The following is a 21,181-nucleotide window of genomic DNA, read 5'->3' as shown; positions in this document are numbered from 1 at the left end:
AGACTTAAAAACTTAAAATGAAATTATATACTAATAAGCAAAAAAATTTAGATGTTATTCTACTTTTTTAATAGTATATAGATATCTTCTCCATGTTTAACATTTTTTAAATACTCGGCATTTTCAACGATTCTTCCAACAATGTTGGTTTTTTCAAAACCTTCACCAGTAGGACCAAATTTATCACTGTCACTAAATCTAACTCCTATCATCCCTTTGTATCTACTAACCATATTAGTTACTCCAATGTAGTATTTTTCAACTTTTTCTTTTGGAGTATTTTCTGGCAATAAACCTTTTGCATAGTCAGGATTACCTTTAAACATAATAACATCTTTGTGTTTGAAATAAACATGTAGTTTTCCTACTCTCTTAGTAGTTAATCCAGTAGTTTTTCTGAAATACCATGAGGATATTGGAGCCTTATCTTCAAATAATTCTATAACTACTATTTTGTTCTTATTTAGCCCAGTGATTTTAACTTTTTTCTTTTTTAATACTTCCAATGTATATTCAGGCTCTTGTTCAACAACAATAGCATTTTCTAAATCTCCCTCTTTTTCTACCTCTATGTTATACTTCTTAAATAACTCCTCTGCCTCATCTATGGTTAAACCAATAGCACATAACCTTTCTGGAACTGTCTTTACTGACAAAATTCCAGAGTCTGAGAAATCTATAAGTTCAATTCCTTCTTTAACTTTTCCAACAACTGTATGAGATAGAGAGGAACTTCTACTTTCTCTATAAATATAAACCTTCCCCTCTCCTACTCCATAATTTCTTACAGTTATTACTCCTCTATCTCTATCTATTAAACTCCCCTCTTCAATTTTTAAGGTTTGTAATCTACAATCTGCGGCATAAGTGTTAGTATTTTCAGAAATTTCAAATATTCCATCTTCCATAAGTGCCAAACAGTGCTCAACTGCTGAGGGAGTTCCATCAAATTCAGCAGTAAAGTAAGTATAAATTTTCCAACCATCTTCCAATTTTGTATTTAAATCTGTTGTTACAAAGTAATCAACTGCCTCTTTTTCCTCTCTAATTGGCTCTATATCAATAATTTCATCTCCAATATTTAGTTTATCAATAACCCACTTACCTCCAACAACAATTCCAATTTTTGGTTCTTTTAAACCATAAACAGCCTCTCCTTTTCTCTTAACAAATACAATATGCCCCTCATCTTTATCCAAACCAGATATACTTAATACAACATCCCATTTTTTAAATTCTTTTGGTTCTGTAGATATGTTTAAATCAATTCTTGTAGAACCAAATGCCACATCTATTCCACTAACCCATCTAAGTTTTTTTACGAAGTTTTTATAATTATTTATGAAAAATTTGGCAGTTTCATTATTTTCAGTTATCGCAATTGTTATATTTCCCTTGGTAGTTTTAATTAAGAACTTTTTGGGAATTTTCTCTGCCTCTTTTTTAACTCCTTTTATTATAACAATATTTGTCTCTTTTTTGTAATACTCATCCTTTATAACATCTTTTAAAGTTTCTCCTACTTTTTCTTTTCCATTAACTATAACCTTAGCCATGCTTTCACCATATAGTTATTTTGTAATTATCACCGTTTTTATATTACTCATTTCTTCCATTGCATATTTAACACCTTCTCTACCTAACCCACTCTTCTTAATTCCCCCAAATGGCATATTATCCTGCCTGAATAGTGAGGAGTCATTTATAATAACTCCACCAAACTTTAAGTTTTCAGCAAAGTATAATGCCTTATTAATATCTTTAGTAAATACTGCTGAATGTAATCCATACTCTGTGCTATTGGCTATATCTATCATCTCCTCCTCCTTAGCTCTAATTATTGGAACTACTGGAGCAAATGTTTCAGTTTTACATAAAATATTATCTTTATCAACCTCTAATATTGTTGGATAAAATACTGCCTTTTCTCTTTTACCTCCTAATAATAGTTTTCCTCCCTCATTTATAGATTTTTTAACAATTTCTTCAACCCACTCTGCGTGCTCTAAACTTATTAATGGTCCTAAATCAGTTTTTTCATCTAATGGATTTCCTACATTAAGCTCTTTAGCCTTATTTACAAACATCTCTATAAATTTGTCAGATATACTTTCATCAACTATAATCATTCCTACTGAAATACAAACTTGTCCAGCGTAGATAAAACTTCCTTTTATTAATGAATTTACTGCCTTTTTTAAATCAGCATCCTTTAAAACAATATTTGGATTAACTCCTCCTAACTCTAATGCAATCTTTTTAAAACCTGCCTTTTTAGTTATTAATTCCCCAACTTTAACACTTCCAGTAAATGAAATCATATTAACCTTTTCATTAACAACTATTTCATCTCCAACAATCTCTCCATTACCAGTAAGTAAATTATAAACCCCTAAGGGAACATTATACTTTTTTAAAGCGTTTTCTATTATCTTTGCCAACTCTATACAAACGAGAGGGGCTTTTGATGATGGATGATGAACAATAACATTTCCCGTGGCAATTGCTGGAGCTATCTTATGTGCTGATAAATTTAAAGGGAAGTTAAATGGAGTTATCGCCCCTACAATTCCTACAGGTTCTCTGAGAGTAAAAATTAACTTATCATCTGAAGGAATTACTTCATTTCTAAACTCCTTAACATAAAAAGCCGCTGATTTAAAGGTTCCTATACTTCTCTCAACCTCAACTCTTGCCTGTTTTATTGGCTTTCCTGCATCAATTGCCAATATTTTAGATAATTCTTCTTTTTTTTCTTTAATTTGTTTAGCAATGTTCATTAAAATGTTGTATCTCTTAGCAATGGAAAGATTTTTCATGACATCCTTATATTTTTCAGCATTATCTATAGTTTCTTTAACTTCTTCTCTACTCAATGCAGGTATCTTTTTAATAACTTCTAAGGTGTAGGGATTTATAACTTCTAAATCCTCTCTATCTATCCACTTTCCATCTATAAACATAAATTTTCACCACTAAGGGTTTAACTAAATCTATTTATATAATAACTGATACTTAAAATTATGTGATTAATTAAAAATTGATGTGGGGGAATTGCAATGGATTATATAAACTTAGAATATGTTCCTACAGAGGATGATTTGTTATCTTGTATGATAATTAAAGGAGATAACCTAAAAAAATTAGCAAATGAAATTGCTGGAGAAAGTTCTATTGGGACTTGGACTAAAGTTCAAACAATGAAAAGCGAAATTTATGAAAAATTAAAACCAAATGTATATGAAATTAAAGAGTTAAAAGAAGAAAATGGATATAAAGTAGGATTAGTAAAAATTGCATATCCATTGTATGATTTTGAAATAAACAACATGCCTGGTGTCTTAGCAGGAATTGCTGGAAATATATTTGGAATGAAGATACTTAAAGGTTTAAGAATATTAGATTATAGATTTCCAAAGAAGTTTGTTAAAGAATATAAAGGGCCAAGGTATGGAATTGAAGGAGTTAGAGAAACTTTAAAGATTAAAGATAGACCATTATTAGGAACTATAGTTAAGCCAAAGGTTGGTTTAAAGACAGAGGAACATGCTAAAGTAGCTTATGATGCATGGATTGGGGGAGTTGATCTCGTTAAAGATGATGAAAATTTAACCTCTCAGGAATTTAATAAGTTTGAAGATAGAGTTTATAAAACCTTAGAGATGAGAGATAAGGCAGAGGAAGAGACTGGAGAAAGGAAGGCATATATGCCAAATATAACTGCTCCATATAGAGAAATGATAAAAAGAGCTGAAATATGTGAAGATGCTGGTAGTGAGTATGTTATGGTAGATGTGGTAGTTACTGGATTTTCAGCAGTTCAGTCATTTAGAGAGGAAGACTTTAACTTTATAATACACGGACATAGGGCAATGCATGCGGCAATTACAAGGAGTAAGGATTTTGGTATTTCAATGCTTGTATTGGCTAAAATATATAGATTGTTAGGAGTTGATCAACTACATATAGGAACAGTTGTTGGAAAAATGGAGGGAGGGGAAAAGGAAGTTAAGGCAATAAGAGATGAAATAATTTATAGTAAAGTTAAAAAAGATGATGAAAATATATTCTTTGATCAAGATTGGGCAAATATAAAATCAATGTTTCCAGTGTCTTCTGGTGGAGTTCATCCAAGATTGGTTCCTAAGATAGTTGAAATTTTAGGTAGAGATTTGATTATTCAGGCAGGGGGAGGGATTCACGGACATCCAGATGGAACAGTTGCAGGGGCTAAGGCTATGAGAGCGGCAATTGAGGCAGTAATGGAAAATAAACCATTGGAAGAGAAGGCTGAGGAGATTCCAGAACTAAAAAAAGCATTGGAATATTGGAAATAAATAATTTTATCCTATATTTTTTAAATTTTTTCAGTTTCTTTTTCTTTTGGTTTTATAGCTACAACTCCCAAAGCCTCTGGAACTCTTTTAACTTTTATAAAACCTACTTTTCTCAATCTATCCATTACTCCCTTTTGTAAATCTTTTCCTCTATATTTTTTTCCTGGATTGCCTACATAATGAAACAATCTACCCCCAGGTTTTAAAACTCTAAAAATTTCTTTGTAAAATTCTTCACTGTATAGATGTCCTGCTAAACTAAATCTTGGAGGGTCGTGGATAACTACATCAAACTCTTCATTATCAAAGGTCTTTATAACATCAAAGGCATCCCCTAATATTATCTTTATATCTCCTTTAAATAACTCCTCACTGTATGGATTAATTTTAGCCAACTCCAAAACATTTGGATTTTTTTCTATCGTTATAACCTTTGCTCCTCTTTTATATGCTTCAATTGCCGTATAACCCAAACCCATACAGGTGTCTAAAACCTTCTCTCCTTTTTTAACTTTTACAGAGTTGATTTTATTTAAAGTATCTTGATATGGATCAACTTCCTTAGTTCTGTGCATTCTTATTCCATTTATTTCAATTGTTGGAGGTATTGTAGGAACTAACTTATAATAGCCATTATTAGAAATTGCCGCTTTAAAGACATTTCCATCTTTTATAAAGTATATATGTCCTTCATCCTTAGCTATTTTCTTTAAAATTTCAAAATTAATATTTCCCTCAGGAAACTTAACTATTTCATTTTTTCTATCAATTATTATTTTTTCTTTTTTATCAGTTTTATTTAAGTCCAAATTTATAAAAATCTCATTAGATTTTGAGTTTAAAATTTCCTTAGCAATTTTTGATGTTAAATAATTCATAATCTTCACCAAAAAGTTGTTCTCATTATAATCATAAAATTTCAATTAAAATCAAATCGATAATTATATATTTATATAGTTTCATAATATTTATCATATATGTCAATGATTTATCATCATTTATAATCATGAAGAGTTTAGGGGATTTTTATGGAACTAACTGTTATTCAAAGAGAGATTTTACAGGAACTTATAAATCTTTATAGAGAAAAAAATAGGCCAATTAAGGGAACTGAAATAGCTCTCAGATTAAATAGAAATCCAGGAACCATTAGAAACCAAATGCAGGCGTTAAGGGCATTAGATTTAGTTGATGGTGTTCCCGGACCAAAAGGGGGATATGTCCCTACAAGTAAAGCGTATAGAGCCTTAGGTTTGGGAGATGAAGGAGAAATTATAGTTCCAATATACAAAGAAGGAAAAAAAGTTGAAGGAGTTAAAGTAATAAAAATAGAATTTGATACTGTTACTCACGAAAAATGTTGTTCCTCTAAGATACACATTGAAGGAGATACGAAATATTTCAACATTGGAGACCTTATAAGGGTTGGACCTACATATCATAATAAAATAATAATAAATGGTAGAATTATAGGAAGAGATGATATTCATAGAATTTTATTAATTGATGTATTGGGAGTTTCAAGTATTCCAAATATTAGAGTTGGAGATGTGGGAATTAAGGAGGTTTATACTGTATCTCCTGAAAATACTTTAAGAGAGACAGCCAAGTTATTTGCAGAAAAAAACATTAGTGGGGCTCCTGTTGTCGATGATGATAAATTAGTAGGAATAATCAGTTTGCACGATATTGCTGAGAATATAGACAATGTAGATAAAAAAGTAGGGGAAGTTATGAACAGAAATGTTATAACAATTCATAAAGATGAAAAGATATATGATGCACTGGTTATTATGAATAAAAACAATGTGGGTAGGTTAGTTATTGTAGATGAAAATGACAAAATCATTGGAATTATCACAAGGACAGATATATTGAAGATTATTAGCGGAAAATTTCCTGAAAATTTCGTAGTTAATAAAATATAGATTTCTCTAAGTAAAGCATAAATATTATTTCGCCCAATATTTATGTCACGATAAAACTTAATATCAATCACTTTTTAGTCTATTCAATTTATCAATTTTTGATATAAATGCCACAAATATTGTTTTCTATTCTATTTTTAAAAATGGATATAACTATAATGAGGGATAAGAATGGTTAAAATAACAGATACTACTTTTAGAGATGCACAACAATCGTTAATAGCCACAAGGATGAGAACTGAAGATATGTTGCCAATTGCCGAAAAGATGGATGAAGTTGGATTCTATTCTATGGAAGTCTGGGGAGGAGCTACTTTTGATGTCTGTATTAGATATTTAAATGAAGATCCTTGGGAGAGGTTGAGAGAGTTAAAAAAGAGGATTCAAAATACTCCACTACAGATGCTTTTAAGGGGGCAGAATTTAGTTGGTTATAGGCATTACCCTGACGATATAGTTGAAAAATTTGTAATTAAAGCATACGAAAATGGAATTGATATATTTAGAATTTTTGACGCTTTGAATGATGTAAGAAATATGATAACTGCTATAAAGACTGCTAAAAGAGTAGGGGCAGAGGTTCAAGGGGCGATATGTTACACAATAAGTCCAGTCCATACAATTGATCAGTATGTAGAATTAGCAAAAAAGTTGGAAGAATTGGGATGTGATACAATATACATTAAAGATATGGCAGGATTATTAACACCTTATGAAGGTTATGAGTTAGTTAAAAGACTTAAAGAAGAAGTTTCAGTACCTGTTGGGGTTCATAGTCACTGTACAAGTGGATTGGCTCCAATGACATACATAAAGGTTATTGAGGCAGGGGCAGATATTGTAGATTGTGCAATATCTCCATTTGCTATGGGAACTTCTCAACCTCCAACAGAGAGTATCGTGGCGGCGTTAAAAGGAACTAAATACGATACAGGATTGGACTTAAAATTATTAAATGAAATTAGAGATTACTTTATGAAGGTTAGAGAAAAATACAAAATGTTAATATCCCCAATATCCCAAATTGTAGATGCAAGAGTATTAATATACCAAGTTCCAGGGGGAATGTTGTCAAACTTAATTTCACAACTTAAAGAGCAAGGTGCCTTAGATAAACTTGAAGATGTCTTAAAAGAAATACCAAGAGTTAGAAAAGATTTAGGTTATCCACCATTGGTTACTCCTACATCTCAAATTGTTGGAACTCAGGCAGTTTTGAATGTCTTAACTGAGGAAAGATATAAAATTATCACTAATGAAGTTGTTAATTATGTAAAAGGATATTATGGAAAGCCACCAGCACCAATAAATCCAGAATTATTAAAGAGAGTTTTAGATGAAGGTGAGAGACCAATTACTTGCAGACCTGCAGACTTGTTAGAGCCAGAATGGGAGAAGGTAAAGAAAGAAGCAGAAGAAAAAGGCATTGTGAAAAAAGAAGAAGATATTTTAACATACGCACTATATCCACAAATAGCAGTTAAATTCTTAAGAGGAGAGTTAAAACCTGAACCAATACCAAAAGAGAAAGATATAGGAAAGATTTTAGAAATTCCAACAGAGTATATTGTAGAAGTTGATGGAGAAAAGTTTGAAGTTAAAATTGAGCCAAAGATAGGAACTGAATTGAAAAGAAAGAAAGAAATTATTACTGCTGAAATTGAAGGAGCAGTAACATCTCCATTTAGAGGAATTGTAACAAAAATTAAAGTTAAAGAAGGAGATAGAGTTAAAAAAGGAGATGTTATTGTAGTATTAGAGGCTATGAAGATGGAACATCCAATAGAAAGCCCTGTTGAAGGAACTGTTGAGAAGATATTAATTGACGAAGGAGATGCCGTAAATGTAGGAGATGTAATTATGATTATAAAATAACCTAAATAATTCAATTAATCTTTTTTATGTTAGGGTGAAAAGTATGTTTAACAAGGTTTTAATTGCAAATAGGGGAGAAATTGCCATTAGAATTATAAGAGCTTGTTGGGAACTTGGAATAAAAACTGTTGCTGTATATTCTAAGGCAGATAAAAAATCTTTACATGTTTCTTTGGCAGATGAAGCATACTGTATAGGGGAACCTCCAGCGGCAAAGAGTTATTTAAATATTGACGCAATCCTCAATGTTGCTGAAAAGGCAAAAGTTGATGCAATTCATCCAGGATATGGATTCTTAGCAGAAAATGCTGAATTTGCAAGGGCTGTAAAAAAGGCTGGTTTTGAGTTTATAGGACCTAATCCTGATGCTATAGAGGCTATGGGTAGTAAAATTAATGCTAAAAAAATTATGAGAAAGGCAGGAGTTCCTTTAATACCCGGAAGTGAAGGGGCTGTTGAAGATATTGATGAGGCAATAGAAATTGCGGAACAGATAGGGTTTCCTGTGGTTGTTAAGGCCTCCGCTGGCGGTGGCGGAATGGGAATGAGTGTTGCCTATAATAAAGAGGAGTTAAAAGAAGTTATTGAGTCAGCAAGAAATATTGCAAAGAGTGCATTTGGAGATCCAACGGTATTCATTGAAAAATACTTAGAGAATCCAAGACATATAGAGATACAGTTATTAGGAGATAAGCATGGAAATATTATTCATTTAGGAGATAGAGAGTGTTCAATTCAAAGAAGACATCAAAAGTTGATAGAGGAGGCTCCGTCTCCAATAATGACTGAAGAGTTAAGAGAAAGGATGGGGGAGGCTGCAATCAAAGCAGGAAAGGCAATAAATTACGATAGTGCAGGGACTGTTGAATTCTTATATGAAAATGGTAACTTTTACTTCTTAGAGATGAATACAAGGATTCAGGTTGAGCATACAGTTACAGAACAAGTTACTGGAATTGATTTAGTTAAGGCTATGATTAGAATAGCGGCAGGAGAGGAGTTAAGTATAAAGCAGGAAGATGTTAAGATAAGAGGACATGCTATTGAGTGTAGAATTAACGCGGAAGATCCTTTAAATGACTTCGTTCCATGCCCTGGAAAAATAAAACTTTATAGATCTCCTGGAGGGCCAGGAGTTAGAATAGATAGTGGAGTCTGCGGAGGGGCGGAGATTCCTCCATATTATGATCCAATGATTGCAAAATTAATAACATATGGAAATAGTAGAGAGGAGGCAATAGCAAGGATGAGAAGGGCTTTAAAAGAATATGTTATTGTTGGTGTTACTACAAACATTCCATTTCATAGAGCTGTTTTAGAGGAGGAAAACTTCTTAAAAGGGAATATATCAACACACTATGTTGAACAAAATATGCCTAAATTAAAGAAATTGATGGTCAAATATGCTTTAGAATCAAGAGATCTATATAGTGTTGTTTCAGAAAAAGTCTTTGAAAAAAACAAAAAGATTGCTGCAGCAATTGGTGGTATATCAATGCATATTAACCTTATAATAAAAGAAAATAATCAAGAATATAAAGGAGAGTAATATTTATATAACATAAAGAAATAGTTATAAAAAACCTCTTTAATGAAATTAGTTAAAGGTGATAAAATGCCAGGAACTAAGCAAGTTAATGTTGGTTCATTGAAAGTAGGACAGTATGTTATGATAGATGGAATCCCATGTGAAATTGTAGATATCAGTGTTTCAAAGCCAGGAAAACACGGAGGAGCTAAGGCAAGAGTAGTGGGAATTGGACTATTTGAAAAAGTTAAAAAAGAATTCGTTGCTCCAACATCAAGTAAAGTAGAAGTACCAATAATTGACAGAAGAAAAGGGCAAGTTTTAGCAATTATGGGAGATATGGTACAAATAATGGACTTACAAACTTATGAAACCTTAGAATTACCAATTCCAGAAGGTATTGAAGGTTTAGAACCAGGATGTGAAGTAGAGTATATAGAGGCAGTTGGTCAGTATAAAATAGCAAGAGTTCTTGGAGGAAATAAATAAATTATTTAAATTTCAAAAACACCATTTACAGTTCTTATATTGACATTATTTATATATTTCTTTGCTATTTTTCCCAATTCTCTTAGTTCTTTTTCTTTTGGAGAGGGTAGTTTTCTAAATTCTTTATCGTAAGCATCTTTTGGTTCAAATTGTTGAATAACATATAAATCACAATTTTTAACAGTTTTTGCTATTTCCTCAATATCACTTTTATCCATAACCTTTGGAACATATGTAGTTCTACATTCAACAAAGACGTTATTTTTTTTACATAAATCAATAATTTTTAATATCTTCTTTTTAATTTCTTCTCCATCCTCCTTACATTTTGTAAATTCTTTATATTTATCAAATCTACATTTTACATCAACTGCAACATAATCAATAAGATTGTGATTTATTAAATATTCAATAACTTCTGGATTAGTTCCATTAGTGTCAATTTTCACTGGAAATCCATTTTTTTTAGAATATCTTGCTATTTCAATTACTGCATCTTTTTGTAGAGTAGGTTCTCCCCCACTTATAACTATTGCCTCAGAGAAGAAAAAATCTATATTTTTAAATAACTCATCCACAGTCATTTCATTTTTATGCTCTAAGATATATTTTAAATTGTGACAGTATGGACATCTCATATTACAACCATACAAAAATATAACAGAAGAGCATTTTTTTGGATAGTCAATTGTTGATAAATCTACAATTCCAGAAACGAGAACTTTCATATTTTCACCATATCAATTTTTATTATTATCAATTTGAAAATGTTAATATAATACTAACTCATCAATTGACATATAGACAAGCATTAACCTAATCATATAGATTGTTAAAGGTAAATATTCATTATAATGATGATAAGGTTGATTTAATATAATCTCGAATATAGCTATTATAATTCCGACTATTAAAAATGTTCCATCTATTTTTAGTAATTTTTTAATTACTGGATTTCCTTCATTAAACCAATAAATCCCAATTAAGATACAGGTTGAAAATAAAAGAGTAGTAAGGACATACAACAAATAACTAATTTCATCAGTACATTTAAATTGTATGATTAGTAGATAGAAACTAACAATAACTGATAAGAATAATATTCCAAACCAAATAATACTACCAATTATAAGCCCCAATCTTTTATTTTTCAGTTTTTTATTTTGCATTTCATTTATATCCATAACTATCACTTAATTTTTGTTAAAGTTTATTTTAATCTATAAATATTTATATATTGTTATTTTGTGTAAAATATTGGAACTACTATAATCAAACCAAATAATAAATAATAAATATTTATTTTGTCTAAATAATATACAATCTTTTCAGAAATAAACCCAATCAATGGAAATCTAAACCATTTTCCACCAGAGGAATAATATGTTCCTAATAAAATTGGTGTTATAACAACTAATAGATACAATATTCCAAAAACAATCTCTAAATTATCAATCATAGGATTTTGAGTGTTTATGGATAAAATAAAAATATATTTACAAATAGATTTAAAGAATGGGATTGATAGGGATATAAATTCCAATAAAATTATGTGAATAAACATTGCCTGAATTGAATGGAATAATATAAATTTATTTTTCCTAAAAATAATAGCAAATATCAAAGGAACTAAAACTGGAAGTATTATGAAGGATATATAAGTTAAAGATGCCAAAACATACTCCATATTTATATTTTTTGTCATAAATGTCCCTCCCTAATTATGAATTATAATCTATTTTTAATTTATTTAAATATTTATAAATTATCTTTATTATTAAACCAATCAATATCCAACCATACATAGATAGAGGAATTACTACAAAAGGACTGTAATAATAACTTCCTCCCATATTTTTAGGAACAAATAATTTAACATAGATAAATAAAGGAAATGATAAAATATTATATGGAAATTTTGGAATGTCAAATTGTAAAAAAGGAATTATTAATCCAAAAACTGCTAAAAATAACAAAAATTTATCTTTTCTTAAAATATACAGTGTAGTTATAATTATACCCATAACCAAAAATAATTCTAATATGTATAAATATGGATTTATACTTAAGAATTGTAAAATTAACACTATAAAACATAATATAGACAGTATTAAGAACGACTTATCCTTTTTAACTAATATATAATATAGATGAGATGATAAATAAAACTCCATATATTAGAACGTTTAAAATACTATTCACCTTTATAATTTTATAAGAATAAATTTTCTTTCAATATATTTAAAATTTTCTATATTAGTGTATAATGAAAGTTTAGTAAAAATATTAATGTAAATAAAAAGTAAGATAATTGAAGAATAAAAAATATAAAATTAATTTAATTTTTCTTCAATAATATATAGCCAAAAATTAAAATTATTGCTATAACAATTCCAAGTAAGTAATAATTTATCAGATTATTTTTAGATTTATCAGTAATTATTTTGTTATTAGAAGACTTTTGAATATTTTCACTTAATTTATTCAAATTAGCAATTTTTTTATACGTTCCATTGTTAAAGATATATAATGATGAATCATTTCCAATTAAAATAAAGTATCTTCCATTATAACCAACATCTATTGAATTTAAATTGTCTATATCTATTTCAACAACTTTATTATTTTTTAAGTTAATTTTTTCAATTCCATAGAGGTAGGTTTTAATATCATAGGTATAATTTTTATTTTCTTCTATATTGCTTTCTAACTTTGGTAAATCTTTAATCTCTACAACCTTTTCTCCAACCTTTACTTCCTTATATTCCGTAATATAAATTTGAGGGGTCTTATTATACTCTCTATATTTCTCTATGATTTCTTTAGTAATATTATTTTTAACTTTAACCTTTTCTATTTTCCAAATTTCAATAACTGCCTTTTTTGGATAAACTAAATAAATATTATCTTTATCTATTGGAAAAATTTTGTATATACTCTTATTTACACTAATAGTTTTTATTAAATTTAAGTCATTATCTAAAAGATATAATTTATTTTCTCCTACACAAATCCAGTAATTTCCATATTTATTATAAACTATTTGACATAATGAATTATTAAAATATTTAAAATCGTAAAATGTGCCGTTGTATTTCACTAAGTATTTTAAATAATTACCTACATACTTTAAACTGGTATCATTTTTCATATAAACGACTGAAAAAATCCCATTACCATAAATAAGCCAATATTTTCCTTTTGAATTGTAATCAAAACAATAATTTATTGGCGTAAATTCATAAAAATAATAATTCTTAGAGTGATTTATATATTTAAACAAATACTTACTCAAATTTAAGTTTAAACCATAAAAATTATCTCCAATCCATATTAGGTTATTTGTAGTTGAGTTATATTTTAATTCAACCAATATTGGCTCTGCTCCCATACCTTCTTTATCATTAAAACTTCCTAAAGCATCATTATTATTACTTTTTAGATTGTAAAATTCTCCTAAATTAAAACTATATAAATATAGTGTTCTATCGTTAATATCCAATTTACCAATACTATAACCATCCCAAGCATTACATACGATAAAAGTTCGATTTCCCAAGATAAAACTATCCTTATAATATAAATATCCAAAATGTCTGTTAATCTCTTCATTAGAGTATGTTTTATGCAAATAGGCAAGGTATATATACTTTGGAGTTATATTTTTCAGAGTTTCATTGTATAAATAAATGTTATTATTATAGATTATAATCCAACTGTTCGATGTTGATTGAATAGAAATCCAAGATATATTCATTTTATTATTTTTAGTATTTTTATAAGTTTCCATTATCATTTTCATTTTTTCATATTTGCCCTCTTCCCATATCATTTTTTGATGTTCTTTACTATTAATGTAGTCTAATTCCTTTTTATATTTTGGATCTTTTAATTTTAATTCATGTCTTTTATTAAGTAGTTTTATTATTTTTTCCTTGTATTGTGATATACTATCGTCCTTTGGATTCTTATTTTCAATTTCTTTTAATTTAGCAGTTAATACCTCTAACTCTTTATTTATTAATTTTATTTTATTGCTCATATCTGAGTATTGAATATTCTGATAACTCACGTTCATAGCACTTACAGAAGCCAAAGTGGAACATATTACTAATAGCCCAAATATTAAAGCAAATATCTTCTTCATTATATTATCCCCTAATATTTATAAAGCTCAGATTCTATATAGAAGATTCATCGCCACTTTATTTTTGTAAAGTTATATTTTCCAATTTTACGATAGAATTATTTTAGTTTTTAAATATTTATACATTACTAAGTTATTTATGATTCTTCCAATAAAATACACTACCTAGCAATGTATAATAGTAAATACTTTAAAAAAGTAAATTAATATTATTATAAATATAAAAAAATAAAATCATTATTTAGCAAAGTATTTTAAAACATCCTTTTCTGTAATAATTCCCTTTATTCTCATATTTTCATCAACCACAGGCAAAGCCCCTATATCATTGGTTACCATAATTTTAGCCACATCTTTCAATTTGTCCCCTTCTTTTGCAGTTATAACATCTCTTATCATTATTTCCTCCATTCTCACATTTGTTATTTCTCTAACATTTCCAGTCTGTAAGTGATTAAATGCCCAATCACTACCTAAAAGTCTAATAAAGTCAGTTGATGTTATAATTCCAACCAATTTCTCTTCACTAACAACTGGTAATCTTCTAAACTTATTTCTAACCATAGTTCTCGCAACATCTTTTAATCTCTCCCCTGGCGTAGCAAAAATAACGTTTCTCGTTATGTAATCATCTATAACTTCATTTTCATCTATTTTATCTAACAACACTTTTATTACATCCCTTTCAGTAATCATTGATATTAGTTGATAATCATCATTGACTATTGGAACTCCACCAACGTTTTTCGTTAAGAAGGTTTCTATTGCGTCATCCAAATCAGCATTTTCTTTAAGTGTAATAACATTTTCTTCCATTATTTCTCTAACAGGCTCATTTATTGCGGCATATAAATTTCTATTATGCTTTTCTCTCGTTAAATTGTATTTTGAGCCCCCTCCCATAAAATCTACAATATCCATACTTGTTAATATTCCAACAAGTTTGTTATTTCCAGGATTTACTATTGGTAATCTTCTGTATTTATTTTCGTTCATTGTCATTAAAGCCTTTCTTATTGTAGTAGTTGGATATATGTAAATTATTTCTTTATTTTGAACAACTTTCATTACTTTCACAATCTCGCCCTCGCAAAACCTTTTTAATGCAAAAATTCAGAAATTAAATTAATATTTATAAAGTATTATTAAAGTATTATAACCAATATATATATATTTATTAAATACCTTATAAAATATTTTGCTATTTTTATCAAATACTATAAATGTGATATTCATGGAAGACAAAAACTTAGATAGAATTATTAAAGGAATAATAAGAGAATTTAAAGTATCATTTAAAAGAAAAAGATTAAAAGATTTATTAAATGAAGAGAAACCGCATATAATAATCAACGGTAAGAGGCATAGAATAAAGAGGAGAGAGCTTGAACTTCTAAGAGAGATAGGTAGTAGTGAGGATTTAAAAATTCCAATAGTTTTAGAAGTAGATCCTTCATTAGGTGGGGCTATAAAAGTTAGTGGTAAAGAAGAGGTTAAAGTAATCTCAAAAATATTAGGGAGAGATATAAATATGTTCTCAGAGGAAGATGTATTATACATATATAAACCAGAGTTGAGGATCGTTAGAAGAGAACTACCAACAACAACTCAAATTATATTTAAATTTTCTTTATACGATTAAATTAGTAAGTGATAATTATGAAAAGAAAAAAATATTATGGAAAAGATCCAATAAAAAGACTTTTATATGAAAAAAGAGAACAAATCTTTAAAGTTTTATTTATTATGAATCTATGGGTTTGGCTATCTGTATTTATTGGAGCAATTATATTTATATTTTTGATGGTAAAATATTATTTTATTTGAAATTAATTATAATGGTGATAAAATGAATTTCATAGTTTGGCTGTTTGCAATTATTGCATTAAGTTTCTCAGCATTGGTAGGTTTAAGATTAGCATTTAAAAAAGGAACAGCCAATGTTTTAATTGGTGAATCTTTATTAACAGCAGTTATTGGAACTTTACTTGTAGTAATTTCTCAAAAATACAATATTGCCTTTGCCAATAATATAGCATTGGCTATATTTATATGTGGTGTTGTTGGTGCATTTGCATTCTGCAAGGTAATAGGTGAAAATAATGGATCAAAGGCAAAACATCCAAATTAATAAAGAAGATATATTTATTGTAATTCCAGCATATAATGAAGAGAAAATGATTTCAACAACTTTAAAAAATTTGAAAAAAGAAGGATATAAAAACATAATTGTTGTTGATGATGGTTCAAAAGATAAAACTTATGAATTGGCAAAAAAAGAGGATGTTATTGTGTGTAGGCATATATTAAATAGGGGATTAGGAGGAGCATTAGGAACTGGAATTAAGTGTGCCTTATTATATAAACCAAAGGTTATTGTTACTTTTGACGCTGATGGACAACATCATCCTAAGGATGTTGAAAAAGTAGTAAAGCCAATATTTGAGGGATATGATTTTATTATAGGTAGTAGGATGATGGACAAAAATGAGTTAAAGAATATGCCATTAGTTAAAAGAATTGGAAACTTTGGATTAAATTTTATAACTTACTTGATGGGTGGTTATTTAGTAACTGACAGCCAAAGTGGTTTAAGGGCATTTTCTTATGAAGCGGCAAAAAAAATTGTTAAGGAGTTAAAGAGTGATAAATACGAAGTTTCGTCAGAATTTATAATTTTAGCAAAAAAATTTAATTTAAAAATTAAGGAAGTGCCAATAAAAACAATATATACTGAATACTCAATGTCAAGAGGAACCAATGTTAAGACAGGATTTAAGATTTTATTTAAGTTGATTATGCAGAAATTAATTTAATTAGTGAGAGTATGTTACTTAAAAACTGCAAAGTAGTTAGAGATAATAAGATTGTTGAATGTGATATTTTAATTGAAAATGGTAGAATTAAAAAAATCTCTAAGAATATAAATATAGATGATGAAAAAGTTAATTTAAAAAATTATATTGTCATTCCAGGAGTTATTGATGCTCATGTCCATTTTAGATGGGGAGAAAGTGAAAAGGAGGATTTTTTAAGTGGTAGTTTGGCAGGGATAAATGGAGGAGTGTGTTTTGCCATAGATATGCCTAACAATAAGCCTCCAATAACTACAAAAGAACTTTTTTATAAAAAACTTGAAGACTGTAAAAAAGAGAGTAAAATAAACATATTTTTAAATTTTGGCGTTACAGAAAAAAATTATCTTGAGAATATAAAGGAAGCTATGGCTTATAAAATATTTATGGTTAAATCTGTGGGGGATTTATATATTGAAGATTATTCTAAGTTGAAGGATATTTTAAATCAAAATAAGCGTTTTTGTATTCACGCGGAGCATAAAGATATAATTAATAAAAATATGAAAATTTATAAGTTAGAGAGGTGGATAGACCACTGTAAAATAAGAGATGAAAAATCAGAGGTTGAGGCTGTTAAAGAAGTTATAAAAACCCTACAATTTATTGATAAAGTTGGGAAATATAAGCCACATATTCATTTTTGTCATATATCTACAAAAAAATCATTAGAGATAATAAAAGATGCAAAACAAAGATTAAAAAATGTTAAGATAACTGTTGAAGTTACTCCCCACCACATTTATTTAAATAAAGATGTGGCTGAGGAATTAAAAGGTTTTGGAAAATTTAATCCACCCTTGAGGAGTAAGGAAGATAACATTGCGTTAATTAAAGGTATTATAAATAAAGATGTTGATATAATCGCCTCTGATCACGCTCCACATTTATTGGAAGAGAAACTTAAAGATGTTAAAAACTGTCCTTCTGGAATTCCGGGGATTGAAACTCTTGTCCCATTAACCTTAAATTTGGTTAATAAAAAATTAATAACACTATTTGACGCTGTAAGGATATTATCAGAGAATCCAGCTAAAATATTTAATATAAATAACAAAATTGAAGAGGGTAATTTGGCAAATTTAACTATTGTTGATTTGAAAAAGGAAGGAAAAATTAATACTGAATTATTCAAATCTAAGGCAAAATTTAGTCCTTTTGATAAATTTTTAGTTAAAGGATTTCCAATTTATACAGTAGTAAATGGGAAATTATATGATGCAATTGGAAAAAATATTTAAATGTGATAATAATAAAAATATAATAGTGCAATTTAGAGGTGATGCCAATGGTAAATTTTGACACAGAAAAAATGTTAAATCCTTCTATTATTGGAGGTATTGTTAATGGTGTTTTGGGGGCTATTTGTTGCTTAGGTTATATTGTTGGGGGAGCAGTTGCTGCTCATCTTTATGTAAATGCTGGTGGTAGTTTAGATTATGAAAATTGCGGTGTTGTTGGGGCAATTAGTGGTGTTATTGGAGGAATTATTGCAACAATATTAAGCTTTTTAATATTAGCCTCAATTATGCCAATGATGGAATTTAAGTCATATGCGTTTTTAGCAGGAACCTCAATAATAATTGGATTAATTAGTGGGATTATATTTGGAGCAATTCTTGGAGCTATTGGTGGAATTTTGTATGTAGTTATAAAAAATAGATAATGATATAATGAAATGGAAATTAATAAAAAATATTTATGCACTAATTACTTTTTCTTTTATAATCTTTTATATAGGAATCTTTTTAGCACCATATACTGCATACTTAGGAGAAAATTCTAAGATTTTTAGATTAATATCTATATATTTATATACTATATATTCTCCAATATGTCATCAACTACCACAAAGAAGCTATTTTATTTTTGGTTATAAGATGGCAGTATGTGCAAGATGTTTTGGTATTTATACTGGATTTTTAGCAGGAATGATAATTTATCCCTTTGTAAAAAAACTAAATGACTTTAAACTCCCACATAAAAAATATTTAATTATATCTCTAATTCCTATGGTAATTGATGGAACTACACAATTAATTGGATTGAGAGAAAGTTTTAACGAATTGAGATTTATAACTGGATTTATTGCTGGTTTTGTAGTAGTCTATTATATATTGCCAATATTTTTAAAAATACTATCAAAAAAATATTTAGAGTAAGGTAAGAGATAATGATTCTGTTTTCCATTACTATAACATATAATAGCATTTATACAACACATATTATACAAACCGATATCTATGGAAATGGGTTGTCATTAACTCATAGCTTCATCGGAAATACCAATCTCTCCCCTGTGAGTTCATTGGACTTCGGGCTGAACGGAAACAGCCCCATAAACCTTTTTATCAAAGGTATATCGACCCGAAGGCAGAGCCATCTCATCGGTTAATTGGTAATATCTACATTAAGTATTTATATATTGTGGTGTGTTACAGAAATTAAGAAACTGTTTCGAACCCTCTAACAATTGATGGGAGGAAAACTAAAACCTCGACAGGGGCAGAGACCGAACCTATAAGAGACGAGGTTGATGATGCCCAAGTCTAAATATGGGTATTTGTCTATATTTGTCCATATTGGACAGACTCTTATTTTCATACTCTATGATATGCTTATGGAAATGAGAAACTGTTTAAATCTGCCTCTTTTATTGCCTCGTATAAAGCGTTGCATAAATATTTAATCTCTTCTTCAGTAATTGATAGAGGAGGACATAAGATAATAACATTACCTATAGGTCTCATATAGATACCTTTTTCAAGCAATTTTTCAGCAACTCTATAGCCAGCTTTATAACCATAAGGATATGGCTCTTTTGTTTCTTTGTTTTTTACAAGCTCTATACCAACCATAAAGCCTTTTCCTCTAATATCTCCAACATGTTCAAGTTCTTTTAATTTTCTAAGCTCTTCGTGGAAAAGCTTTATTTTTGGTTGGATATTTTCTATTACATTCTCTTTTTCAAAAATTTCCAATGTTGCTAAAGCAGCAGAGCATAGAAGTTGATTTCCAGTATATGTGTGTCCATGATATAGTTGTTTGCTCTCTCCAAACTCTCCTAAGAATTGATTGTATATTTCATCAGTTGTTAGAGTTGCAGCTAAAGGTAGATAACCTCCAGTTATTCCTTTACCTAAGCAGAGAATATCTGGCTTTTCTAATTTTTTTAATTTCTCATTATCACAAAAGAACATCTTTCCAGTTCTTCCAAATCCAGTTGCTACTTCATCAAGAATAAAGATTATATCATTCTCCTTACACGCCTTTGCTACTTCCTCAATATATCCATCTGGAAATGGTATCATTCCAGCAGAGCCCATAACTCCTCCTTCAAGTATAACACAAAATACTTCATCAGCATGCTTTTCAATTAACTCAAGCATTTCATTTAAACATTCCATATTACAGCCTTTTTCATTTCTCTCATCAGTATCTTTAAAGTTATAGTATTTGCATCTATAACAGTATGGAGGATTTGCATGATAGCCTTTAAACAAAAGAGGTTTAAATACTCCATGGAATAATTCGCTTCCTCCAACACTCATTGCTCCAAAAGTGTCTCCATGATAACCCTCTTTAACTGAAATGAATTTAGTTCTTCCTTTATCTCCTCTTAAAACATAATATTGATATGCCATTTTAACTGCAATCTCAACAGCCTCTGCCCCATCCTCAGAATAAAACACCTTTATTAAATGCTTTGGAGTAATGTCTATTAATTTTTTTGCCAATAAAATAGAAGGGACGTTTCCACAACCTAAGAGTGTTGAGTGGCAAATCTTTTCAGCCTGATTTTTTATTGCTTCAATAATTTCTCTTCTACTATGTCCAAATAGATTGCACCATATAGATGAAACAGCATCTAAATATTTATTTCCATAAATATCAATTAAATAATTCCCTTCCCCTCTCTCTATAATTAAGTTTTTTGATTCCCTATATTCTTTCATTTGTGTATATGGATGCCAAATATACTCCTTATCCCATTTTTCAAGTAAATTTTTATCAATATCCAT

The 21,181-nt window shown here is 28.9% G+C and carries 22 protein-coding genes; 12 read left to right on the top strand and 10 right to left on the bottom strand.

Annotated elements, in window-relative coordinates; all coding sequences use genetic code 11:
* Positions 1-59: 59 nt before the first annotated feature.
* The gene (mmp3, locus tag KMP69_RS05785; protein ID WP_214399515.1) at positions 60-1,556 is read right to left on the bottom strand and encodes a methyl-coenzyme M reductase-associated protein Mmp3; all 1,497 of its coding nucleotides are present in this window, start codon (positions 1,554-1,556) and stop codon (positions 60-62) included.
* A 15-nt stretch (positions 1,557-1,571) separates the two neighbouring features.
* Positions 1,572-2,963 carry a lactaldehyde dehydrogenase gene (locus tag KMP69_RS05780; RefSeq protein ID WP_214399514.1) on the bottom strand — a complete coding sequence of 464 codons (1,392 nt, stop codon included), beginning with the start codon at positions 2,961-2,963 and terminating at the stop codon, positions 1,572-1,574.
* Between the two features lie 96 nt (positions 2,964-3,059).
* On the opposite strand from KMP69_RS05780, the gene rbcL reads away from it, so the two are divergent.
* Positions 3,060-4,337 (top strand): type III ribulose-bisphosphate carboxylase, encoded by a 1,278-nt coding sequence (gene rbcL, locus KMP69_RS05775; RefSeq protein WP_214399513.1) that lies wholly within the window; start codon positions 3,060-3,062, stop codon positions 4,335-4,337.
* A gap of 20 nt (positions 4,338-4,357) precedes the next feature.
* Here rbcL and KMP69_RS05770 read toward each other — a convergent pair whose 3' ends face one another.
* Positions 4,358-5,215 carry a class I SAM-dependent methyltransferase gene (locus KMP69_RS05770; protein WP_214399512.1) on the bottom strand — a complete coding sequence of 286 codons (858 nt, stop codon included), beginning with the start codon at positions 5,213-5,215 and terminating at the stop codon, positions 4,358-4,360.
* Between the two features lie 150 nt (positions 5,216-5,365).
* On the opposite strand from KMP69_RS05770, the gene KMP69_RS05765 reads away from it, so the two are divergent.
* From KMP69_RS05765 to eif5A, 4 genes are all read left to right on the top strand, one after another.
* Positions 5,366-6,265: a CBS domain-containing protein gene (locus KMP69_RS05765; RefSeq protein ID WP_214399511.1), complete on the top strand. Its 900-nt coding sequence runs from the start codon at positions 5,366-5,368 to the stop codon at positions 6,263-6,265.
* Between the two features lie 171 nt (positions 6,266-6,436).
* Entirely contained in the window at positions 6,437-8,140 is a 1,704-nt protein-coding gene (gene oadA, locus KMP69_RS05760; RefSeq protein ID WP_214399510.1) for a sodium-extruding oxaloacetate decarboxylase subunit alpha, read from the top strand.
* 43 nt (positions 8,141-8,183) lie between these two features.
* Positions 8,184-9,689: an acetyl-CoA carboxylase biotin carboxylase subunit gene (locus KMP69_RS05755; protein ID WP_214399509.1), complete on the top strand. Its 1,506-nt coding sequence runs from the start codon at positions 8,184-8,186 to the stop codon at positions 9,687-9,689.
* 66 nt (positions 9,690-9,755) lie between these two features.
* Positions 9,756-10,157, top strand: coding sequence for a translation initiation factor IF-5A (eif5A, locus tag KMP69_RS05750; protein WP_214400771.1), 402 nt, complete (start codon positions 9,756-9,758; stop codon positions 10,155-10,157).
* A 5-nt stretch (positions 10,158-10,162) separates the two neighbouring features.
* Here eif5A and KMP69_RS05745 read toward each other — a convergent pair whose 3' ends face one another.
* The 6 genes from KMP69_RS05745 to KMP69_RS05720 all read right to left on the bottom strand — a co-directional run bounded on the left by KMP69_RS05745 (position 10,163) and on the right by KMP69_RS05720 (position 15,381).
* Positions 10,163-10,885: an anaerobic ribonucleoside-triphosphate reductase activating protein gene (locus KMP69_RS05745; RefSeq protein ID WP_214399508.1), complete on the bottom strand. Its 723-nt coding sequence runs from the start codon at positions 10,883-10,885 to the stop codon at positions 10,163-10,165.
* A 42-nt stretch (positions 10,886-10,927) separates the two neighbouring features.
* Positions 10,928-11,341, bottom strand: a complete 414-nt coding sequence (locus KMP69_RS05740) for a hypothetical protein (protein ID WP_214399507.1) — start codon at positions 11,339-11,341, stop codon at positions 10,928-10,930.
* A 56-nt stretch (positions 11,342-11,397) separates the two neighbouring features.
* Complete coding sequence (locus KMP69_RS05735; protein ID WP_214399506.1) at positions 11,398-11,862, bottom strand: hypothetical protein; 465 nt, start codon at positions 11,860-11,862, stop codon at positions 11,398-11,400.
* A 16-nt stretch (positions 11,863-11,878) separates the two neighbouring features.
* Positions 11,879-12,331, bottom strand: coding sequence for a hypothetical protein (locus KMP69_RS05730; protein ID WP_214399505.1), 453 nt, complete (start codon positions 12,329-12,331; stop codon positions 11,879-11,881).
* A gap of 164 nt (positions 12,332-12,495) precedes the next feature.
* Complete coding sequence (locus tag KMP69_RS05725) at positions 12,496-14,304, bottom strand: hypothetical protein (protein ID WP_214399504.1); 1,809 nt, start codon at positions 14,302-14,304, stop codon at positions 12,496-12,498.
* A gap of 237 nt (positions 14,305-14,541) precedes the next feature.
* On the bottom strand, positions 14,542-15,381 hold the full coding sequence (locus KMP69_RS05720) for a CBS domain-containing protein (RefSeq protein ID WP_214399503.1): 840 nt from the start codon (positions 15,379-15,381) through the stop codon (positions 14,542-14,544).
* A gap of 157 nt (positions 15,382-15,538) precedes the next feature.
* On the opposite strand from KMP69_RS05720, the gene KMP69_RS05715 reads away from it, so the two are divergent.
* From KMP69_RS05715 to KMP69_RS05685, 7 genes are read left to right on the top strand one after another with little or no spacing between them, the layout of a single operon-like run.
* The gene (locus KMP69_RS05715; protein ID WP_394357592.1) at positions 15,539-15,946 is read left to right on the top strand and encodes a DUF61 family protein; all 408 of its coding nucleotides are present in this window, start codon (positions 15,539-15,541) and stop codon (positions 15,944-15,946) included.
* 17 nt (positions 15,947-15,963) lie between these two features.
* A complete protein-coding gene (locus KMP69_RS05710) occupies positions 15,964-16,131 on the top strand; it encodes a hypothetical protein (RefSeq protein WP_214399502.1) in 168 nt (55 codons plus the stop codon).
* Positions 16,132-16,153: 22 nt separating this feature from the next.
* A complete protein-coding gene (locus KMP69_RS05705; protein ID WP_214399501.1) occupies positions 16,154-16,435 on the top strand; it encodes a hypothetical protein in 282 nt (93 codons plus the stop codon).
* A complete protein-coding gene (locus KMP69_RS05700) occupies positions 16,407-17,120 on the top strand; it encodes a glycosyltransferase family 2 protein (protein WP_214399500.1) in 714 nt (237 codons plus the stop codon). The genes KMP69_RS05705 and KMP69_RS05700 overlap by 29 nt, the downstream gene beginning before the upstream one ends.
* A gap of 11 nt (positions 17,121-17,131) precedes the next feature.
* Positions 17,132-18,400, top strand: a complete 1,269-nt coding sequence (locus tag KMP69_RS05695) for an amidohydrolase family protein (RefSeq protein ID WP_214399499.1) — start codon at positions 17,132-17,134, stop codon at positions 18,398-18,400.
* 47 nt (positions 18,401-18,447) lie between these two features.
* The gene (locus KMP69_RS05690) at positions 18,448-18,825 is read left to right on the top strand and encodes a DUF5518 domain-containing protein (protein ID WP_214399498.1); all 378 of its coding nucleotides are present in this window, start codon (positions 18,448-18,450) and stop codon (positions 18,823-18,825) included.
* 7 nt (positions 18,826-18,832) lie between these two features.
* Positions 18,833-19,321 (top strand): DUF2085 domain-containing protein, encoded by a 489-nt coding sequence (locus KMP69_RS05685; RefSeq protein WP_214399497.1) that lies wholly within the window; start codon positions 18,833-18,835, stop codon positions 19,319-19,321.
* Positions 19,322-19,777: 456 nt separating this feature from the next.
* On the opposite strand, the gene bioA is transcribed toward KMP69_RS05685, so the two are convergent.
* Positions 19,778-21,181, bottom strand: a complete 1,404-nt coding sequence (gene bioA / locus KMP69_RS05680) for an adenosylmethionine--8-amino-7-oxononanoate transaminase (protein ID WP_214399496.1) — start codon at positions 21,179-21,181, stop codon at positions 19,778-19,780.

Origin of the sequence: Methanocaldococcus lauensis (assembly GCF_902827225.1) — an archaeon.
GTDB classification, from domain to species: domain Archaea; phylum AGJL01; class Methanococci; order Methanococcales; family Methanocaldococcaceae; genus Methanocaldococcus; species Methanocaldococcus lauensis.
The sequence above is the reverse complement of the archived record's forward strand: the minus strand, read 5'-3'. Positions and strand labels throughout refer to the sequence as shown.

What these genes read in the sequence shown, in the direction of transcription:
- KMP69_RS05725 (WP_214399504.1), bottom strand. Translation starts at nt 14,304, where the DNA reads ATGAAGAAGATATTTGCTTTAATATTTGGGCTATTAGTAATATGTTCC.
- KMP69_RS05695 (WP_214399499.1), top strand. Translation starts at nt 17,132, where the DNA reads ATGTTACTTAAAAACTGCAAAGTAGTTAGAGATAATAAGATTGTTGAA.
- KMP69_RS05690 (WP_214399498.1), top strand. Translation starts at nt 18,448, where the DNA reads ATGGTAAATTTTGACACAGAAAAAATGTTAAATCCTTCTATTATTGGA.
- rbcL (WP_214399513.1), top strand. Translation starts at nt 3,060, where the DNA reads ATGGATTATATAAACTTAGAATATGTTCCTACAGAGGATGATTTGTTA.
- KMP69_RS05705 (WP_214399501.1), top strand. Translation starts at nt 16,154, where the DNA reads ATGAATTTCATAGTTTGGCTGTTTGCAATTATTGCATTAAGTTTCTCA.
- oadA (WP_214399510.1), top strand. Translation starts at nt 6,437, where the DNA reads ATGGTTAAAATAACAGATACTACTTTTAGAGATGCACAACAATCGTTA.
- mmp3 (WP_214399515.1), bottom strand. Translation starts at nt 1,556, where the DNA reads ATGGCTAAGGTTATAGTTAATGGAAAAGAAAAAGTAGGAGAAACTTTA.
- KMP69_RS05765 (WP_214399511.1), top strand. Translation starts at nt 5,366, where the DNA reads ATGGAACTAACTGTTATTCAAAGAGAGATTTTACAGGAACTTATAAAT.
- eif5A (WP_214400771.1), top strand. Translation starts at nt 9,756, where the DNA reads ATGCCAGGAACTAAGCAAGTTAATGTTGGTTCATTGAAAGTAGGACAG.
- KMP69_RS05700 (WP_214399500.1), top strand. Translation starts at nt 16,407, where the DNA reads ATGGATCAAAGGCAAAACATCCAAATTAATAAAGAAGATATATTTATT.
- KMP69_RS05770 (WP_214399512.1), bottom strand. Translation starts at nt 5,215, where the DNA reads ATGAATTATTTAACATCAAAAATTGCTAAGGAAATTTTAAACTCAAAA.
- KMP69_RS05710 (WP_214399502.1), top strand. Translation starts at nt 15,964, where the DNA reads ATGAAAAGAAAAAAATATTATGGAAAAGATCCAATAAAAAGACTTTTA.
- KMP69_RS05745 (WP_214399508.1), bottom strand. Translation starts at nt 10,885, where the DNA reads ATGAAAGTTCTCGTTTCTGGAATTGTAGATTTATCAACAATTGACTAT.
- KMP69_RS05735 (WP_214399506.1), bottom strand. Translation starts at nt 11,862, where the DNA reads ATGACAAAAAATATAAATATGGAGTATGTTTTGGCATCTTTAACTTAT.
- bioA (WP_214399496.1), bottom strand. Translation starts at nt 21,181, where the DNA reads ATGGATATTGATAAAAATTTACTTGAAAAATGGGATAAGGAGTATATT.
- KMP69_RS05715 (WP_394357592.1), top strand. Translation starts at nt 15,539, where the DNA reads ATGGAAGACAAAAACTTAGATAGAATTATTAAAGGAATAATAAGAGAA.
- KMP69_RS05780 (WP_214399514.1), bottom strand. Translation starts at nt 2,963, where the DNA reads ATGTTTATAGATGGAAAGTGGATAGATAGAGAGGATTTAGAAGTTATA.
- KMP69_RS05685 (WP_214399497.1), top strand. Translation starts at nt 18,833, where the DNA reads ATGAAATGGAAATTAATAAAAAATATTTATGCACTAATTACTTTTTCT.
- KMP69_RS05730 (WP_214399505.1), bottom strand. Translation starts at nt 12,331, where the DNA reads ATGGAGTTTTATTTATCATCTCATCTATATTATATATTAGTTAAAAAG.
- KMP69_RS05740 (WP_214399507.1), bottom strand. Translation starts at nt 11,341, where the DNA reads ATGGATATAAATGAAATGCAAAATAAAAAACTGAAAAATAAAAGATTG.
- KMP69_RS05755 (WP_214399509.1), top strand. Translation starts at nt 8,184, where the DNA reads ATGTTTAACAAGGTTTTAATTGCAAATAGGGGAGAAATTGCCATTAGA.